Source organism: Shewanella waksmanii ATCC BAA-643, assembly GCF_000518805.1.
Lineage (GTDB): Bacteria > Pseudomonadota > Gammaproteobacteria > Enterobacterales > Shewanellaceae > Shewanella > Shewanella waksmanii.
On record NZ_KI912497.1, the window covers coordinates 32034 to 50737 of the forward strand.

23 protein-coding genes are annotated in these 18704 nt (G+C 43.6%); 8 read left to right on the forward strand and 15 right to left on the reverse strand.

Going from position 1 to position 18704, the window contains the following annotated elements; genetic code table 11:
• Positions 1-51 precede the first annotated feature (51 nt).
• From L865_RS0120130 to L865_RS0120140, 3 genes are read right to left on the reverse strand one after another with little or no spacing between them, the layout of a single operon-like run.
• A complete protein-coding gene (locus tag L865_RS0120130; RefSeq protein WP_028774871.1) occupies positions 52-813 on the reverse strand; it encodes a TIGR04219 family outer membrane beta-barrel protein in 762 nt (253 codons plus the stop codon).
• Positions 814-816: 3 nt separating this feature from the next.
• Positions 817-1788 carry a DUF2333 family protein gene (locus tag L865_RS0120135; protein ID WP_028774872.1) on the reverse strand — a complete coding sequence of 324 codons (972 nt, stop codon included), beginning with the start codon at positions 1786-1788 and terminating at the stop codon, positions 817-819.
• A 12-nt stretch (positions 1789-1800) separates the two neighbouring features.
• Positions 1801-2244, reverse strand: coding sequence for a copper chaperone PCu(A)C (locus L865_RS0120140; RefSeq protein WP_051484711.1), 444 nt, complete (start codon positions 2242-2244; stop codon positions 1801-1803).
• 70 nt (positions 2245-2314) lie between these two features.
• Here L865_RS0120140 and L865_RS0120145 point away from each other — a divergent pair, with 70 nt between their 5' ends.
• On the forward strand, positions 2315-3052 hold the full coding sequence (locus tag L865_RS0120145) for an enoyl-CoA hydratase-related protein (protein ID WP_028774874.1): 738 nt from the start codon (positions 2315-2317) through the stop codon (positions 3050-3052).
• A 21-nt stretch (positions 3053-3073) separates the two neighbouring features.
• Here the strand turns inward: L865_RS0120145 and L865_RS0120150 are convergent, their stop codons facing one another.
• The 4 genes from L865_RS0120150 to dusA form a co-directional block, all read right to left on the reverse strand.
• Positions 3074-3430, reverse strand: coding sequence for a hypothetical protein (locus L865_RS0120150; protein ID WP_051484712.1), 357 nt, complete (start codon positions 3428-3430; stop codon positions 3074-3076).
• Positions 3431-3459: 29 nt separating this feature from the next.
• Positions 3460-3672: a PspC domain-containing protein gene (locus L865_RS0120155; RefSeq protein WP_179025678.1), complete on the reverse strand. Its 213-nt coding sequence runs from the start codon at positions 3670-3672 to the stop codon at positions 3460-3462.
• Between the two features lie 143 nt (positions 3673-3815).
• Positions 3816-4109, reverse strand: a complete 294-nt coding sequence (locus L865_RS0120165; protein WP_028774877.1) for a hypothetical protein — start codon at positions 4107-4109, stop codon at positions 3816-3818.
• A 298-nt stretch (positions 4110-4407) separates the two neighbouring features.
• Positions 4408-5415 (reverse strand): tRNA dihydrouridine(20/20a) synthase DusA, encoded by a 1008-nt coding sequence (gene dusA / locus L865_RS0120170; RefSeq protein WP_028774878.1) that lies wholly within the window; start codon positions 5413-5415, stop codon positions 4408-4410.
• A 208-nt stretch (positions 5416-5623) separates the two neighbouring features.
• Between dusA and L865_RS25940 the strand changes: the two genes are divergently transcribed.
• Positions 5624-5935, forward strand: a complete 312-nt coding sequence (locus L865_RS25940; RefSeq protein WP_028774879.1) for a hypothetical protein — start codon at positions 5624-5626, stop codon at positions 5933-5935.
• A 299-nt stretch (positions 5936-6234) separates the two neighbouring features.
• Here the strand turns inward: L865_RS25940 and L865_RS26140 are convergent, their stop codons facing one another.
• The 3 genes from L865_RS26140 to L865_RS0120190 all read right to left on the reverse strand — a co-directional run bounded on the left by L865_RS26140 (position 6235) and on the right by L865_RS0120190 (position 7294).
• A complete protein-coding gene (locus L865_RS26140; RefSeq protein WP_084632603.1) occupies positions 6235-6528 on the reverse strand; it encodes an integrase core domain-containing protein in 294 nt (97 codons plus the stop codon).
• A gap of 34 nt (positions 6529-6562) precedes the next feature.
• Positions 6563-6901, reverse strand: a complete 339-nt coding sequence (locus tag L865_RS25660) for a hypothetical protein (RefSeq protein WP_157577680.1) — start codon at positions 6899-6901, stop codon at positions 6563-6565.
• 126 nt (positions 6902-7027) lie between these two features.
• Positions 7028-7294: a transposase gene (locus tag L865_RS0120190; protein ID WP_028774881.1), complete on the reverse strand. Its 267-nt coding sequence runs from the start codon at positions 7292-7294 to the stop codon at positions 7028-7030.
• A 140-nt stretch (positions 7295-7434) separates the two neighbouring features.
• Between L865_RS0120190 and L865_RS0120195 the strand changes: the two genes are divergently transcribed.
• From L865_RS0120195 to L865_RS0120210, 3 genes are all read left to right on the forward strand, one after another.
• Positions 7435-7860 carry a hypothetical protein gene (locus tag L865_RS0120195; RefSeq protein WP_028774882.1) on the forward strand — a complete coding sequence of 142 codons (426 nt, stop codon included), beginning with the start codon at positions 7435-7437 and terminating at the stop codon, positions 7858-7860.
• Positions 7861-8739: 879 nt separating this feature from the next.
• On the forward strand, positions 8740-9165 hold the full coding sequence (locus L865_RS0120205; protein ID WP_028774883.1) for a hypothetical protein: 426 nt from the start codon (positions 8740-8742) through the stop codon (positions 9163-9165).
• A 20-nt stretch (positions 9166-9185) separates the two neighbouring features.
• The gene (locus L865_RS0120210; RefSeq protein ID WP_028774884.1) at positions 9186-9416 is read left to right on the forward strand and encodes a hypothetical protein; all 231 of its coding nucleotides are present in this window, start codon (positions 9186-9188) and stop codon (positions 9414-9416) included.
• Between the two features lie 89 nt (positions 9417-9505).
• On the opposite strand, the gene L865_RS24665 is transcribed toward L865_RS0120210, so the two are convergent.
• Both L865_RS24665 and L865_RS25665 read right to left on the reverse strand, forming a co-directional pair.
• Positions 9506-10363, reverse strand: coding sequence for a hypothetical protein (locus tag L865_RS24665; RefSeq protein WP_051484714.1), 858 nt, complete (start codon positions 10361-10363; stop codon positions 9506-9508).
• A 12-nt stretch (positions 10364-10375) separates the two neighbouring features.
• Positions 10376-10540 (reverse strand): hypothetical protein, encoded by a 165-nt coding sequence (locus L865_RS25665; protein ID WP_157577682.1) that lies wholly within the window; start codon positions 10538-10540, stop codon positions 10376-10378.
• Between the two features lie 476 nt (positions 10541-11016).
• On the opposite strand from L865_RS25665, the gene L865_RS0120225 reads away from it, so the two are divergent.
• Both L865_RS0120225 and L865_RS0120230 read left to right on the forward strand, forming a co-directional pair.
• Positions 11017-11592 carry an SOS response-associated peptidase gene (locus tag L865_RS0120225; RefSeq protein ID WP_028774885.1) on the forward strand — a complete coding sequence of 192 codons (576 nt, stop codon included), beginning with the start codon at positions 11017-11019 and terminating at the stop codon, positions 11590-11592.
• A 180-nt stretch (positions 11593-11772) separates the two neighbouring features.
• Positions 11773-12234, forward strand: a complete 462-nt coding sequence (locus L865_RS0120230) for a chemotaxis protein CheX (protein ID WP_028774886.1) — start codon at positions 11773-11775, stop codon at positions 12232-12234.
• A gap of 43 nt (positions 12235-12277) precedes the next feature.
• Here the strand turns inward: L865_RS0120230 and L865_RS0120235 are convergent, their stop codons facing one another.
• The 3 genes from L865_RS0120235 to dnaB form a co-directional block, all read right to left on the reverse strand.
• Positions 12278-13552 carry a BamA/TamA family outer membrane protein gene (locus tag L865_RS0120235; protein ID WP_028774887.1) on the reverse strand — a complete coding sequence of 425 codons (1275 nt, stop codon included), beginning with the start codon at positions 13550-13552 and terminating at the stop codon, positions 12278-12280.
• A gap of 67 nt (positions 13553-13619) precedes the next feature.
• On the reverse strand, positions 13620-14696 hold the full coding sequence (gene alr / locus L865_RS0120240) for an alanine racemase (protein WP_028774888.1): 1077 nt from the start codon (positions 14694-14696) through the stop codon (positions 13620-13622).
• Positions 14697-14841: 145 nt separating this feature from the next.
• Entirely contained in the window at positions 14842-16248 is a 1407-nt protein-coding gene (gene dnaB, locus L865_RS0120245) for a replicative DNA helicase (protein WP_028774889.1), read from the reverse strand.
• Between the two features lie 106 nt (positions 16249-16354).
• On the opposite strand from dnaB, the gene L865_RS0120250 reads away from it, so the two are divergent.
• The gene (locus L865_RS0120250; protein WP_028774890.1) at positions 16355-18571 is read left to right on the forward strand and encodes a S46 family peptidase; all 2217 of its coding nucleotides are present in this window, start codon (positions 16355-16357) and stop codon (positions 18569-18571) included.
• Positions 18572-18704: the final 133 nt, after the last annotated feature.

Here is an 18704-nt window from a genome sequence, read left to right on the forward strand (position 1 = left end):
AAACCGCCGGTATCGGCGGTTTTTTTGTGTCTAACTTAGTGAACTGACGATTTAGAAGGTGAGTTCAACACCGGCAAAGTAACCTTTGAATTGGTTATTCGCGGTCACGCCATCAAAGTCACTGACATCAAACTTAAAATCACGGTAACCAACGCGCACTTTGGTATCAAAGGCCGTACCATCAAACTGCCAGCCTAGGCCGAGTGAGTAGTCGTAAACACTGCTCTCATCAACACCAATCATCACATCGGCAAAACCGTATAAACCTAAACCAGGAATGCCGACTTGCGCATCAGCGTAAGCCATAACGATGCCCGTGCTTAGATCTTTCTCGGCATATGGTCCTGAAACCCCACTCGCATTCAATTGGTTGACACGGTATGAGCCGTGCATTTTTTTATAAGCTGCACCTAAATCTAGTGCCACAATATCGTTATCAAGTAGTTCATAATAAAGCACAAAATCGGTATTACTTAAATCTGTATTGGTTGAAATGTCACCACCGAACTCTTGGCCATCAAAGTTCATTACTGACTCACCAAGCGACGCTCTTCCGCTCGCATCAAGGCGATTTTCACGTAACTTAAAATTAGGCAGAATTGGGATACCATGTTCAACGGCCACCCACACACTACCTTGTGAGTCAGAACTGTAGTTGAAATCTTGCTGCGGCTGTCCATGTTCAGCAAACGTACCACTAGTATCTGCTTTCCAGTAATCACCACCCACTTTAAAACCAATCAGTGACGCAGCCTGAGCAGATGTAGCAACCATACTGCCTAACAAAGCACATGCTAATATCGTTTTTTTCATTACTTAACCTTGAGTTAATAAGTTAGTTAAATCAATCACCGCGGCATTCGCTCGCGAGATGTAGTTTGCCATCACTAAGGAGTGATTGGCGACAATACCGAACCCAGAACCGTTAAGGATCATCGGGCTCCATACTGGTTGTTGCGTTTCTTCCAATTCTCGAATGATCTGCTGCAGGCTCACAGTCGCATTTTTCTTCTTGAGCACATCGGCAAAATCGACCTCAATGGCTTTCATGAAATTAAGTAGTGCCCACGTTGCGCCACGAGTTTCATAAAACACATCATCAATTTTCCACCAGCTCGTCTTAATCTGCTGGCTCGCATGATTAGGAGTCGATTGACTGGCGACACTGTCACCAGCCAAGTCGGTATTGAGTCTATCTTGACCCACACTGGCCGATAAGCGCTGCGACATACTACCCAGACGCTTTTGCACCTCTTTAAGCCACTCATTGAGGTTATCTGCGCGGGCATAAAACTGTGCATCTGGGTTATTACTATCTAACATGCGGGCGCGATAAAGACTTAATAGCTTAATCGCATCTTTGTATTCACTTTCTGCGCTAGGGATTAACCAGCTGGTATGTTCAATATTGAGCTTAGAATGGGCAGCAAGTAAGTCTGCATCAGCGGTGGACTGCGACTGTGAACGGCTAAACTCTTTGCGCATTATCAAGGCTAAATCTCGCACTTGTTCTATCGCACCAAATTCAAATGCCGGCATGTTATCCATCATTACCGAGGGTGGCATCACATCATTAGAAAGCCAACCACCACTTTTATTCAGTAGGGTATCGACTGTCATAATAAGTGACGTAGTAGTGGCATAGCCCACCACTTTTTCACCCGTTGGCGTTTGAAACTGCTGAGTATCAAGCACGTCAGGTTCAACGCTCCACCAAACACTCACTAAGTATCCAATGAGCAACAGTACTGCTGCTATTCCAGCGCCTTTTTTCCATGTCATTTGCATCGCTGTGACTCCTTAATGGTGGTGATGATGGTGACCGCCTTCCTTTGCCATATCTTGTTTACTGACCTTCAAAGAGATAGGTAGCTGGCTTCCGTCATTAAAATGTAGAACAAGTTCAACATTTTGCCCCACGGGGAGTTGATGTTTTAATCCCATCAACATGACGTGTTCACCAGATTCATCCAGTCGAAGTTCACCATGCATAGGCACAGAAAAACTATTTACTTGGCGCATTTTAACTACGCCATTTTCTTCAATCACGGTGTGTAATTGTGCTTCTTTAGCGAAATCAACGTCGACGCTGACCAGCTCAAGATTAGGACCATGATTTTGCAAAACAAAATAAGCAGCGGTATTGGGCACGCTGGCTGGCATGGCTCTGACAAAGCCATCAACTAACACTACATTGGCCGACGCAGTAAATGAGAGGCACGATAACAACAAAAACTTAAACATGTGTTTGAAATTAAGTTCCAATGTCTTAAACTCCTTTTTAGACCCATTTGCCACAACGGAATTTTTGCCAATGAGTACGATTCAAATTAAGGACGAACAAGGGGTAAGGATCATTACGATCAATCGCCCTGAAAAACGTAACGCGCTAGACTTAGAAATGTATACCGCCCTGAGAGAATACCTCATCCAAGGTGATGCAGACAACGCAATTAACGCCTTTCTTATCAAAGGGCAGGATGATTGCTTTACCGCGGGTAATGATGTGGCCGATTTTCTAAAAAATAGCGACTTAGGGCCAGAACATCCCGCTTTTAAGTTCTTATTTAGCCTACTGGATCTCAAAAAACCATTGATTGCTGCGGTATCGGGAGCTGCTGTCGGCATTGGCACGACTTTATTGCTACATTGTGATTTGGTTTATGCCGATACCACGGCTAAATTTCAACTGCCCTTCACTAATTTAGCCCTCGTCCCCGAAGCGGGTGCGAGTTTATTACTGCCCCACTTAATCGGTCATCAAAAAGCCGCTGAATTACTGTTACTTGGGGAGAGTTTCAATGCGCAGACAGCAAAGTCACTGCATATAATTAATGACTGCGTCGACCCCAAACTGTTATTCGATACTGCCTTTGCCCAGGCTGTCAAAATAGCCGCTAAACCACCGCTATCGATACAAGCCACTAAAGCGCTTATGCGTCCAGATAAAGCATTGTTACACGCTAAGATGACAGCGGAGTTAACTGAGTTCGCTACGCGCTTGCAAAGTGATGAGGCCAAGGCACAATTTAAAGCCTTTTTAAGCCGTTAGAAAAATGTCTTCTGGGCAGAGCTAGTCTACTTGGCTAGCTTTTCCTACTCCCCAAGCCGCCAGTACTAGTAATGCAACCGGCCATATTAAGCTAAAGCCTGCAAACATCATTACCAAGGCCGCACAGACACATATTGCGGAAATAAGTGCCACTAGACTGAATGCTAGCGTAACCCAGATCAGTACCACCAATAACACACCCGATGTCATGGCAATACTCCAAATACTTAAATCGTGTAAATAGAGCGACTCTATTCCAAGGTATAGCGTTGGGAGCGACCAATATTCAACGCTTGCAATCAACAAAGCTATCGTCAGTAACAGCAGCGCTGCGCCCAAAAAAGTGTTACCGAACTTGTTGATTAATGTCCTTTTCACCTGACTATCCATGCTTAGCTATTGACCACTTAAAACTTGCTTGGCGCTTGCCACTTAGGCATCACTAAGGCCAATACAAAATACACTAACAAGACGAATGCTGGGTTCATAAAGGTGGCTACGGCCCATACCACTCGAGTCCACTTACATGACCAGTCAAACTTGTCGGCCATCGCTGCCGCCACACCACAAACCAATCGTTTTGGCTCAGCTAATCGTGCAACAACATCTTCAATATTCATTTTATACTCCAAAATTTAGGCTGTTTAATATTACGACTCGACTATCCTGAACCACCTTAATGTCATCAATATACCGGCGCTAAAGATAAAACCTATCACGGGTAACAACAGTAAGGTGGCCAAATCTGTCATCATACTCATACTTACTCCTTGATCATTGCGCTGGTGATAACCTCTTCTTGGTTATCTTGTGTCGCTGCAACGTCAACGTCTTGAGTTTCAAACAGAGTTTCTGATAATTGTGCTTGAATCGATAGGCTCAATTCGCGCTGTGCAACATTCATCACTTCTTGCATTTGGCTAGCTAGATTACTTTCAAGACCAGCTGTCATTTCAGAAACTAAACTTTCATTGGCTTGCGCACTGAAACTGCTAGCTAACAATCCTGTTAATGTTAACGATACTAGTGCGACTTTCTTTACTGTTGAGTTAATCATGGTGTTTTCCTTTTCCATTAGTGATTGATTACAGATTAACTAATACAAGTGGTGTGCCAACTTTTAAAAAATATTATAACCTACTGATAAATATGAATTTATGCTCGATTTCACATCAAGGGTTAGATTGCACCGATTAGCGCGCTAATCATCCAGTGGTTAAAATCACTACTGCCTAGTAATTTTCACTACTTCGACATCCTGTCGCTAAAAAGCGAGGCCAAAATCGCCCATAAAAAAGCCCCTTTGCTTACACAAAGGGGCTATTAATTTGCTTTAAGTCATTAAATATAAATAACTATCCCATCGCTTCTCTAGCTTTATGCACTACATCAATGCCAGGTTCAGTACCATGACCGTTTTCACTTAAATAACGGCGCCAAGCCCGCGAGCCCGGCTGTCCTTGATACAATCCGGTCATATGGCGAGTGATATGATTCAATTTGCCACCTAAGGCTAAATGTTTCTCTATATAAGGAATCATGTTCTGCAAAACATCATCTCGACTCAGTACAGGTGTCGTTAACCCACATAGTTGACTGTCTACTTCTGCCAGCAAATACGGGTTTTGATACGCTTCTCTTCCTACCATAACCCCGTCAAGGTGCTGTAGATGCGTCTGACATTCAGCCAGTGTTTTTACCCCACCATTGATAGATATGTTTAACTGTGGAAAATCTTGCTTTAGCTGATACACCCGTGGATAGTCTAGCGGTGGTATTTCTCGATTCTCTTTGGGACTTAAGCCATTTAGCCACGCTTTACGCGCGTGAATAATAAACACCTCACAACCCGCTTGCTCAACCGTGTCGACAAACTCAGTGAGAAACTCATAGCTGTCTTGCTCATCAATACCAATTCGAGTTTTGACTGTCACAGGGATATCAACCACATCACGCATAGCCGCAACACATTCAGCCACAAGTGCCGGTTCAGCCATCAAGCAGGCGCCGAAACGGCCGTTTTGCACGCGATCCGACGGGCAGCCAACATTGAGATTAACTTCATCATAGCCGCGTTCAGCTGCCAGTTTGGCACAAGTCGCTAGATCAGCCGGGTTAGAGCCACCTAGTTGCAGCGCTAACGGATGCTCTTCTTCGTTATATGCTAAGTAGTCGCCTTTACCGTGAATAATTGCACCTGTGGTGACCATTTCCGTATAAAGCAGCAGTTGCGATGACATCAAACGCGCAAAATAACGGTAATGTTTGTCCGTCCAATCGAGCATAGGCGCGATAGAGAAGGTTCTATTTAGCCGTTTTGTTGGTACTACTGGCTTAAAGCCTGATTTAGTTGATACTGTCATTTGTTTCGAGTTGCTCTGAATTGCCGTGATTTCGTTGAATTTCGGTGTATGGTGTCCTATATGGGCCCCATAATGGGGTAGGACGATGTAGCGAAATTCACTGATTGTGGCATCTTTTACAATAGAGAAACGAGCAAAGGCAAGCGGCGATTTTAGTTACCGGTGTACTGTGCGCGTCAAATAATCCGGCGAAATTATACATCGTGAGTTGAAAACATTCAGTAAAAAAGAAGTGGCTCGTACCTGGGGCAAAACTCGGTGTGATGCGATTGAACATCATGGGGCACTGAACAAACACAAAGTAGTACCCCTTAATTTGTACTTTGAAGATCACGACCTATGGGGCAAGACAGGCCGAACTAAACGCTATGTCATTAAAATGCTTATGGACTGTGATAACAGTAAGGTTAGAAGTGACTCACTAAAAACCAGTGATCTGATTGAACATTGTAAAAACCGGCGCGCAGCTGATGCCGGACCTTCTCTATTTATCACGATATTGCCTATCTTCGCAGTGTGATGAAAAAGGCGTTGCCCGTTTGGGATATTTCAGCCAACTATCAAATTTTCGAAGATGCGATGCCCATTCTAATCGAAATGAACTTAGTAGGGAAAAGCCAGAAGCGGACACGCCGCCCAACAAAGCATGAACTCAACAAATTAAGAAATGGTCTCCAAAAAAGGATGGACTTTAGGCCCAGCGGTAAAACCCGATTACCTTATCTCGATATTTTGGACTTTAGTAATTTAACCTGTATGCGAATCGGTGAGGTTTGTAATTTACGCTGGGAAGACTTAAACGAAGATCATAAAACTGTTTTAGTCCGAGATAGGAAAGACCCAAGAAAAAAGAGGGCAACCACATGATTGTGCCTTTGCTCGCTGGTTCATTTGATATCGCAAAAAACCTGCCTCAAACAAATATAAATCTAACACCTCCTCACGGTAACTTCGGTTAAACCTTTCAACAAAACCATTTTGATAAGGGCTACCAGGCCTTATAAACTCCAGCTTGATGTTGTTTTCCATAGCCCAAGTTTCAAGCGCAGTGGAGGTAAATTCAGGACCGTTATCTACTCTAATTTGCTTTGGCTTACCGCGCCAAGCAATGATCTGTTTTTAGTGTCCTAATTACTCTCGCAGCAGTTTAACTGGTATCCACTTCAATTGCTAATGCTTGTCGATTGAAATCATCGAGTATATTCAATGTTCTAAAACGATGCCCATAGCTTAATGCATCACTCATAAAGTCCATTGACCACGATTCATTATGTTGCCTTGGGACACTTAATGGCTCAGGTGTTCTTGTTGGTACACGGCGTTTCCCCTTACGTCTCAAGTTAAGTTTTAGCATGTTGTAAACTCGCTCAACACGCTTCTTACTCCATGGTTTGCCTTTTATTGCGAAGCCTGTTAAATAGCTTGGGCAGTCCCCACCTTTGATGGCGCTCAACCAGCGCAAGCAGTGCGTCAATAACTTCATCATCTCACGGCCGTTTATGTTTGTAATAAAAAGCTGAGCGGCTTAGCCCTGCCACTTCACAAGCAAATGCGACGCTGACGTTAAACTGAGTTCTCAAATGCTCAGCCCAAGCTCTGTGCCAACTTGTTTTTACAGCTTTTTTGCGATGATATCCTCAGCATCGAGTGCTTTAGGCTCAGCGTTGCTGAACATATCTTTTAGCCTGCGATTTTCTTCTTCAAGTTCTTTGAGACGTTTAACATCTGAAGCCTCCATACCACCATACTTTGAGCGCAATTTGTAAAAGCTACTCTGGCCAATACCATATTTACGGCACACTTCAGGGACGGGAACACCAGACCCAGCTTCTTTGATTATGCTGACAATTTGAGTTTCAGTGAACTTGCTTTTTCTCATCGTAAAATTTCCTATTTTAGTTAATGGAAAACTCTACTTATGAACTGTTTCATTTTTTGGGGGAGTTACAAGTTATATTCATTAACATGTACCTGAGCAACGCTTAGCATAAAATTCATCATATAACTGCGGAGGGATATATGAAAACGTACAAATCACTTCTAATATTATCAATTCTATTAATTAGCCATAGCGCCTTTTCTGCTGAATCTCTGAGATTTGAGATAAATTCGAAAAACAAGTTAACGCTAGAGTCATCAAGCGAAAAATCAATTAATTATAATATCGCAGATGAGACAAGAAAAGCATTTAAATCTCCGAATGAAATAAACAACAAGAAAGAGAGGATAAATAAAATAGCCATTTATTTGAATGAACTTTCTCAAGAATTGTACTTTAAATCTAGTGATGGTTTTACTAAAAAGCATGTAATATTTTTTCTTGTTGAAAAAGAAGGTAAAATCAATAGAGTAGGTTACACGATTAGTGGCGATGATGAACTACATGACTTTAATAAGCTGTTATACGCAGAGCTTAGGCGTATACAAGGAAAAAAAACTATTTAAGCCCGCTCTCTAAAAATAATTTAGCTAATAATACACCTCCTGAACTTGAAGATGAAGACGATGATGATTTCGATGAGTTTGCAGAGTATGATACATGGCTTGAAGAGTATATGAATGAAATAAGTGACGAATTCGAGGCGCATTGGGCTGAGTACCATTATAACGATGGCGATGATGAACCATTTGAAGTTTGTGGTGCATATATACACATTGACGGCTCCACCGATAATAATTTGATGTGTGGCCCTTAATAACTCAACGTTCAAAAAAGTAATCTTAAGACTCAACAATATAATAAATTAATCATCATAAGATTCCATATCTGGCACTTACTCTGTCACTAAGCATCATCCCCACCTAAACACCGCGCACAAAAATGGGGCCCACACCGGGACCCCATTATGGAATAATCAAAAATAGCTTTTACACTCTAGGGGCTAACATAAATTACAAGGATGTAATATGCCCATAACCCACGCCAATCTAAAAGCAAATTTCATTATTTATAGGCCGCTTTCATCTTTCTAGTGCTATCTGTAGGGGTAAGTGAAACAAGCTTTTCTTCAACCCGATAAGCGGCTCAGTGTTCTTAGCGCTTGCCTATCTAGTCAGGTACCTAAACAAACCAATATTCCCACCCCAAGCATGGCTAGCACTCAAAACAATCACATACCTGGCACTAATCCTGTCACTAGGCATCACCCCCACCTAAACGCCGCCCACAAAAAGCCCTTTGCTTTAGAAGCTAAGAGACAATTTCTCTAGAAATTTTCGAGAGTTAATTACCATCCCTATTAATAACCAACTGTTAAGTTGACATATATAAAAACTAAATATTAGTATTGTACTTGCGCATATAACCATGAAATGGAGAGAAATATGAAACCCTGCAACTCATTTTTAGTAATAGCACTTCTATTACTTAGTAATAACGTCTTTTCTTCTGAATCGCTAAAATTTGAAATAACTTCAAAAAACAAGTTAACACTAGAGTCATCGAGTGAAAAATCGATTAACTCTAGTGCTGCTAACGAGACAAGAAAAACATTTCAAACTCTGAATGAAATAAGTGACAAAAAAAAGAGAATAAATAAGATTGCAACTTATTTGAATACACTAGCTAAAGAAGTATATTTTAAGTCTAGTGATGGCTTTACCCAAAAACATGTAATTTTCTTTCTTGTTGAAAAACAAGGAAAAATCAAAAGGATCGGTTACAAAATTAGTGGCGATGATAATCTCCATGATTTTAATAAACAGTTATACGCAGAACTTAAACGTATACAAGGGAAAAAAAACGTTTAAATCTGCCCTCTGAAAATAATTTGGCTAATAATACACCTCCTTACCTTGAAGATGAGGACGATGATGAGGACGATGAGTTTGCCGAGTATGATAAATGGCTTGAAGATTATATGAATGAAATGAGTGACGAATTTGAAGAGTATTGGGCTGATTACCATTATAACGATGGCGATGATGAACCATTTGAAGTTTGTGGAGGATACAAACACATTGACGGCTCAGTTGAAGATAATTTTATGTGCGGCCCCTAACTCAATCGAATAACCTTAAAACAATCAATTAATTCCGTCACTAAAAATCCTACCACCTAACAAAAAAGGCCCTATTAAGGGCCTTTGAATCATATTTCATCGGAATTTTCATTCAAATGGACAGCTGTTGGTTTCCCACTATCTATGGGAGAACTGGGAGGTTCAACCCACGGAAGTGAAGACACATGTATCCCGTTACCATCGAGTGGCTTTCCAAAGTTTTTGTACGTATCAATATCAAACCTACCAATATGAACCATTTCAGACACTGGAATAACTTCAATAAAGTCATCTAAACAGACTCCCTCATCACGAGGATCACCAGCATCGTCTAGCTGATTTTCATAATGAACAAAATAGTTAGTTGTAAATTTAACAGTTAACCTATCTTTGTCTCTATAGCCACTGAGCATGGGCAAAATAGTAAAGTGCTCAACTTCTCCCGCTTCTATAGGAATTTCATGCACAAGCCCTACATAGACTTTTCTACTTGCCAAAGTAATCAATACTGAACTTACAGTTTCTCCACATTCAAACAGAAACTTTTCAAGAACTGGGCTTTTTACATCATTAATGTACTTTCTTGATTTTTCATCATCTCTAAGGAGATTTTCAATCCAAGCTATGGCAAATGCAATAGGCAAAGCAAACGCAGATCCTGCCAACAATTTAGCATTTAGATACTCTTGAACTGTTAGTTTTGAGGTGGGGCCAGACAACTTTTCAATAGAAGTATCTACAAGAGCAAGGACAGCTGAGGGCCAGTTGTAATAATCACAGATAATGGCAAAAAGAATTCCTGCAACACAAAAAAGCATACCGAAAGAGCCACAGCGAAAGTAATACCTATGGCCATCTTCTCTTCGAGTAATGTATTTCTGATATTTGGAATTAGATACGTACAAGTAGCCCGAGATAAGAATAAAAGCTACGGCAAGAGCCCCCATGGACACTCCATATTAAGCAGTAACAGGGAAACCTTTGAAACGACTAATCTTACTCATAATACGCTTACGGCTATTGCGGTCTGCCAAATTTAGGCGAAACTCGCCGTTATCATTAAGCTGATAAACTTTGACACTAGATGAAGTGCTATTTTTATCTTTAGATTTCTTATTATTCATAGATACTCCTCCTTATCGACTGCTTCCTTAGTCCCAATCTACCTTTAATTATAGTTCAAGATCAACACAAATCGATTATCGACGGCACTTTATACACGTACACTTCCATAAATACAAATGTAATTACCTTAAATTATATTTATGTACCACCTTCTCAAATCTGGCGAAAGGGCCCCATTCTTTTACGCTAAATAACACAGGCCCCCATATAGCCCCCTCAATCAACTTAAACCCACAAAAACAAGGGAAATACATCCAATCGAGCATAGGCGCGATAGAGAAGGTACGGTTGATAACGGGACGAGACGATGACGACATAAAACCAAGTTCCAAATAAGTTGAACATACACCCCAAGAGATGTGGCCGCGCATTTTACACTGCAAGCGATAAAATGAACACTGCTTGTCCATGAGAATTGCATCAAGTACGCCATTACGTTATTACTGTAGGTCTACAAGCCTAACTAGAGCAAATCATGTGTGGACGCCTCAATATCATAGCAGACCCGCTAATTCACATCGTCAGTGATGCACTCGGCTTGACGTTCAATACACAAACCAGTCTAGACTTACGTCCAAGTGAAGGTATTGCTGCAATAGCAGCAAAAGCGCAGCAACTTACTCAAGTCAATGCTCATTGGGGGATTCAACCGCAATGGTCGAAAAAACTAATCATCAATGCCCAAGTGGAAACTGCGGCGACCAAGAAAACTTTTGCGCAAGCCTATCATCACCAACGGGTGGTGATTCCTTGTAGTGGCTGGTATGAATGGTCAAGCGCGCCAACTGGCACTAAACAAAAATATCTATTTTCCCACAAGCGAGCCAAACCTTTGTTTATGGCAGGACTGCAACTTATTGACGATGACGGCCAGCCAAAATTCGTCACATTAACCACCAGTCCAAACCCTTGGTGCGCTGACTACCATCATCGGATGCCGCTATTGATTCCTTCATACCATTGCCAGCAATGGTTACGGGCAGAAAGCCAAATAGACAACGTTGATTTCACCGCAACAATGCAAGACTGGTTAACGGTAAAGGCAGCGTAAGACGATGAAAAATAATAAGATGGTGGCAATTATTTGTCATATTTAGTGTTTATACTTTAAAAAATCATGCTAAGGTAAATTCCAACACAACAGCTATCCGCTAAAAATTCGCCTAAGCTTACAGTCTGGTCAATGACGACAGATGTAGACTAAACAATTATGGATGGGGCTCACTAACCAATGAATGTAAATTTTATCAACCCTTTTTTAGACTCGCTTCTTAATGTCCTCAGTACCATGGCTAACATGACATTGGTGCCAGGCAAGCCCAACTTAAAGACTGGCAATATTGCCAAAGGCGATGTCTCTGGCCTAATTGGTATGGTTGGGCCGCAAACCAAGGGCTCGATGTCGATTACGTTTGAACAAGATCTGATCTTTGAAATCATGCAAAACATGCTTGGCGAGCGCCCAGTAACAATTGACAGTGAAGTGACTGACTTAGTCGGCGAGCTAACCAATATGGTCACCGGTGGCGCCAAGAACCTATTAGGTGAAAAGGGATATGACTTTGATATGGCAACCCCAGTTGTCGTGGCAGGTATCGGTCACCGGATTGCTCATAAATCTGAAGGCAAAAAGATTATCATGCCGTTTACCCATGAAAAAGGGACCGCATATATCGAGATTTGCTTTGAGTAACAACTAGAGTATCTACAACAAGAGAGGCGATGCCTCTCTTGCGTTAAAAAGGCTGATTAACCATCACCCAAAATTGATTGCCCTCTTCTCCTACCGCTAACTCGGTGCGTACCACCACACTTTCTACTTCAAAACGAATGCCCGCACCCAATGTCCACTTGAGATCTTTATGCAGCTCATCCATGGCAAACTCATCTGCCACTTGTCCCGCTTCGGCAAACAACGCCCACTGCCACCAGGGAATATCATAGAGGTTAAATACCGGCAATGTTTGCAAAGGTTGCCATTTAGGCAGCATACGGTATTCCCCTCGATACAACACGGCACTACGACCAAAAAAACGATTGCCATTATAGCCACGTAAATAATTGAATCCGCCTAATGTGATCCCTGAAAAACTCGGAGGGCGATGATAACCGTCGTCACTTTTTGAGTCCCATGTTGGTGTATCAGCAATATAGAAATCTAGCGCAATAATGTGATTGTTAAACCATTCACTTTCACCTAAGCCCAAAAATGCACTTTGCTCAAACTCCCAAGTGGTCCAGCTTTGCCGATCATCACTGCCAAAATCACGGCTGAAGGTCAGGCTAGTGCGCCCACCGCGGGTACTGTTTTTGCCATTATCTCGGTTATCCCAATCTAACTTGAGCTGCAAACCACGTGATTCAGAAGGCAGATGCTCATAACCTTGTAACTCCTGGGTTTCAGTAAATGGCATCAGTTCAATACTGGTTACGCCTGAGTTAAGCGGGTTCCACTCTACTTCACCTTGGTTAGGCATCAGACTAGCAATAGCACCAGCAGCGCCTCTGCCCCACGGCAGTACGTACTTCATGCGCAGCTTGGTATAGCTCTCTTCACCTTGAGTGACCACGCGCTCTGCTTGCTGATAGCTTGGTCCATTAGCAACGGGAGCTGCACCATCAGCAATGTAGTAAATCCCTTGCTTATAGCTGCCACGGTAATACTCAGCAGAAAACAGCCAACTATCCAATGTTGGCAATTGATAGTTATTGGCACCTAAAAAGGTTACCCAGGAGTCATTTTTACTGTAAAGGCCAATACCTAATAATGATGCTTGTACCTGGCCGGCATGCTTAAGGACACCGGCGCCACCTACCGTGGTACTTAGCGTTTCCGTAGAAAATATGAAAGGAACCGCGACAAACTCGCTTTGGTAATCACTCGGGTCTAACGTAGGCTCTTGGATGTCGGCAGCAGGACTATCAATGACCTTTTCGCTCGCCCGCACGTCGAGTGTGAGCAAGAGCAGACTGATACAGCAAAATAAAACTAATGGGTTAATCTTCAACACTACATTTTCCTACCGGCTTTCACTCCCTTGTTTTGGGCCGGTACTACAGCAAATTTTCGTTACTATGTTAGTCCAAACACACGGCAACACGTGGGGTTAACTTCGTCACTAGCTCATAGGCTATGGTCCCGATATGCTCGGCGACCTCCTCTACTGGCAAGTCGAGCCCCCATAACTGGGCCTCATCGCCAACCCGATCGCTGGCATTAATCCCCAAATCGACAGTCAACATATCCATTGACACCCGGCCAACAATCGGCACAAGTCGACCATTGACCCATACCGGCGTACCCTCCGGTGCATTACGGGGATAACCATCGCCATAACCGATAGCAACAACACCCAGTAAGGTATCTTCTTGTGCGCGCCAATAACTGCCATAACCGACAGGCTCACCCGCTTTGTGTTCGCGCACAGCAATCAAGCGACTCATCAGTTGCATCGCCGGGCGTAGGCCATGGTTCACCCCCAAATCACCCACTACGGGAGACACGCCACACAGCGCAATGCCGGGACGGACCCAATCTGCTTGAGTTTGCGGCCAATACAGGGTCGCCGCTGAATTGGCGAGGGTTCTGTCACCGGCTAAGCCAGCGGTTAACTGTTCAAACTCAGCTAGCTGAGCTGACGTCATGCTATTGTCAGGCTCATCAGCACAGGCAAAATGCGTCATCAGGTGCACAGGTTTCGCCACATTAGGGCATGCCAGCAGCCTTTGATACATCTGCTGAAATTGCGCGACGCCAAAACCAAGACGATGCATCCCCGTATCGATTTTCATCCACACAGTAACAGGCTTAGCTAAGGATTCATTTTCCAACATCAAAAGTTGTGATTCATGGTGCACCACAGTATCGATATCATGTTCGACGAGTTGATGTAGGTCACTTTGGCGGAATATCCCTTCAAGCAATAGCAGTTTGGCACTGACACCACCCGCACGCATCGCGAGTGCTTCTTCTAGTCGTGCTAAACCAAAGCCATCTGCACTAACTAGGGTGTTAGCGACATTTAGAAGGCCATGGCCGTAGCCATTCGCTTTAACCACTGCCATGACTCGGCTATTGGGGGCAAGTTGGCGTAAGCGTTGCAAATTATGCTGCAACGCGTCGCTACTTATTTCTGCTCTTGGAAAGGGTTTCAAACAATAACCTTACTGACTCAGATACACGTTACAGTGTACCTCAACCAAAACATTTAGCTTAACCATCGAAAGGTAGAGGCTAACGTATTACGCCTTACATTAGGCTGATATGAAGCAAAATTAATCTCAGTTCAAGGGCTTACAACTACTCTTCATCAAATTGTGGACCGGCATAATTATCAAACCGAGAGAATTGACCATGGAAAGCTAACCTGACCCTGCCAATGGGGCCGTTACGTTGCTTACCAATAATGATCTCTGCACTGCCTTTGTATTCAGAATCGTCGTTATACACTTCGTCACGATAAATAAACATGATCAAGTCAGCATCCTGCTCAATAGAGCCCGATTCACGCAAATCTGAGTTTACCGGCCGTTTGTCGGCCCGTTGCTCCAAAGACCGGTTTAGCTGAGACAGTGCAATAACCGGGATCTCTAACTCTTTAGCCAAGGCTTTCAACGAGCGTGAAATCTCGGCAATTTCCAAAGTACGGTTATCTGACAATGCGGGCACCTGCATCAATTGCAAGTAGTCAATCATTATCATCGATAGGCCGCCATATTCACGGGCAATTCGACGTGCACGACTACGCACTTCCGTAGGGGTTAATCCAGAGCCATCATCAATGTACATCTTGCCCTGTTCCAGCATTATTCCCATAGTTGATGACACGCGAGCCCAATCATCATCATCCAACTGACCGGTACGAATTTTAGTTTGATCCACTCGCCCAAGTGACGCCAGCATACGCATCATGATTTGCTCTGACGGCATCTCCAAACTGAAAATCAATACCGGCTTATCTTCATGCATTGCCGCTTGTTCACACAAGTTCATCGCAAAAGTGGTTTTACCCATAGATGGACGTGCCGCGACAATGACCAAATCACCAGATTGAAACCCAGCGGTCATCTTGTCTAAATCGACATAGCCGCTAGAAACCCCGGTAACACCGTTGTGAGGGTTATTGTATAGCTCTTCAATCTTGTCGACTGTTTTTTCCAGGATGGTTTTAATCCCTTCAGGGCCTTCGTTAGCATTGGTGCGCTGCTCAGCGATCTTAAATACTTTGCTCTCGGCCAAATCCAGTAATTCGCCGGAGTCGCGACCTTCTGGGTTAAAACCAGCATCAGCGATCTCATTCGCCACTTTAATCATTTCGCGTACCACGGCGCGTTCGCGGACAATTTCGGCGTAGGAAAGAATGTTACCGGCACTTGGGGTATTTTTAGCAATCTCACCAAGATAAGCAAAACCACCAGCATCTTCGAGTTGGTCTTCAACTTCCAACTGCTCTGATACTGTGATTAAGTCAATGGGTTGACCCGCTGCAACCAATGCTTCCATAGCGGTAAATATCATCCCATGAGAGCGGGAATAGAAGTCTTTTTTGACGACTTTTTCAGCCACTTTATCCCAGGCGTCAGAATCGAGCATTAAGCCACCCAGTACTGATTGTTCAGCCTCAATAGAGTGCGGCGGCATCTTTAATGCGTCTACCTGCAAGTCTCTTGGTTTTTTCTTAGGTTGAAAACCACGCTGCTGTGACATTTATTCTCCAAAACCCCTACGAATAGGCAAAATATGATATATCTGTTGCAATAATAACAGGCGTTTAGCTCGCCTAAAGCTTTTGAACCCACTACAAGGAACCACTATGCGCAATGCACTGTTTTCAGCATTGATGCTTTCATCAGGCCTACTACTGTCATCCTCTTCCGCCTTTGGCGACGAAGGACAATGGCAACCTTATCAGATGCCGGCAATTGCTTCTCAATTGGCGGACAAAGGAATTGAAATTCCAGCTAAACAGTTAGCTGACTTAAGCCAATATCCAATGAATGCCGTAGTCGGATTGGGCTATTGTACCGCCAGTTTTGTCTCGCCCCAAGGTTTAGTTGTCACCAACCATCATTGTGCCTACCGAGCCATTCAATTTAACAGCAAAAAACAGCACAATTACCTAGCCGATGGTTTCCTTGCTCGCAGTCAAGACTTAGAGCCCTCTGCAGGTCCCAATGAGCGCTTATACATCACCGAAGCCGTTACTGATGTTTCAGCACAAGTAAAAAAGGATATAGGTGAAGAGCCACTGCAACGCTTTGAGAATATTCAGGCTAACCGTAAAGCGTTAATCAAGGCGTGCGAAAGTGATGATAACTACCGCTGCTCGGTACGAAGCTTCCATAACGGATTGGAATACTACCTGATAAAGCAGTTAATTATTCGTGATGTACGTTTAGTCTATGCGCCACCCGAAAGCGCTGGAGCCTTTGGTGGAGACATCGACAACTATGAATACCCGCGCCATGCCGCTGATTTTACCTTCTTGCGCGCTTATGTGGGTAAAGATGGTAAACCCGCTGCATTTGCCAAAGACAATGTACCTTATCAACCCAAAAGCTATTTAAGAATTAACCTCGACGGTGTTAAAGCTGGCGACGGCGTATTTGTCGCAGGCTACCCGGGGTCAACGAGCCGCTACCGGCTGACTAGCGAGCTCGCTTTTGCTAGCGATTGGTTATATCCAACCTCCGCCAGTCGCTATCAGCAGCGTATCGACACAATCGAAGCCCTTGGCGCCAATGATAAAGAGGTCAAAATCAAATATGCTGGCACGCTAGCAGGCATGGCCAATCGTATGAAGAAGTACAATGGTCTATTAGATGGCTTTAAAGCCACTGACATTGTTGGCATCAAACAAAGCCGGGAAGATGATTTTCGCCGCTGGTTAACCAAAGATAGCGACTATCAAAGCTATCAAGCCAAATTTGACCAGCTCGAATCTTTACTGCTCGAGCAACGGAAATTACGTCAAAGCCGATACTATTTTGACAATGCCCAAAGCAGCGCGTTATTAAGCACAGCGAACAAACTTTACCGTCTTGCAAAGGAGCGACAAAAAGTCGATGCAGAGCGTGAAGAGGGCTACCAAGAGCGGGACATGAAGATGTTCACTGCCCGGCTTAAGCGTTTAGATACCAGCTTTGACGTTAACGTCGACAAAACTTTATGGATGCAAGATCTTGGCACTTATCTCAACCAAACCAATCGTGTTGCAGCACTCGATAACACTCTTAATGAAGGCGATAGTAATCTAGATGCCAAAATTGGGGCGATGTACACATTAACTACCCTAACCGATAAGCAACAACGTCTCGCGTGGATGAATGCCGATCCCGCAGCATTTGAAGCCAGTGCCGATCCCTTTATACGACTTGCAGTCGCGTTGTATGACAACAATATGCAAACTGAGCGACAGGCCAAAACCTTAGCCGGTCAGTTATCTAAAGCACGTCCAGATTACATGCAAGCCATGATTGCTTACTATCAAGCCAACAATTGGCCTGTTTACCCTGATGCCAACGGTACCTTACGGATCAGTTACGGTATGGTAGACGGTTATCAATCTGCAGACGCGCTTTATAAGCAGCCATTCACCAACCTAGAAGGTTTAGCAGCTAAACATACAGGGATAGCACCATTTAACGCGCCGCAAAAGCTACTTGATGCGATTAAGCAGCAACGCTACGGCCGCCATAAGGTAGACAGTGTTTACCAAGATCCCGCATCTTGGTTGTGTCGCCTATTTTCGTGTGCCGCAACGCCTGAGCGATTCGACTCGGTACCGGTTAACTTTTTATCTAGTGTCGATACGACTGGCGGTAATTCTGGCTCACCGGTATTTAATGGCCGTGGAGAGTTAGTGGGTCTGAACTTTGATTCGACCTACGAAGCCATTACTAAAGACTGGTTCTTTAACCCAACTATCACTCGGGCTATTCACGTCGATATTCGTTATGTACTGTGGATGATGGAAGAGGTAGATGGTGCAAACAATCTGATTGACGAACTGACCCTAGTCAGCAACTAGTTTAGCCATAATGTGACTAGTCAATGGCACGACTAGTCACTTAGCGTCAATGCCAGTGGCCTGATACACAGACATAAAAAAACCGCACTCGTTACCGAGTGCGGTTTTCTAATACTTTTGCTTAAAGCAAATG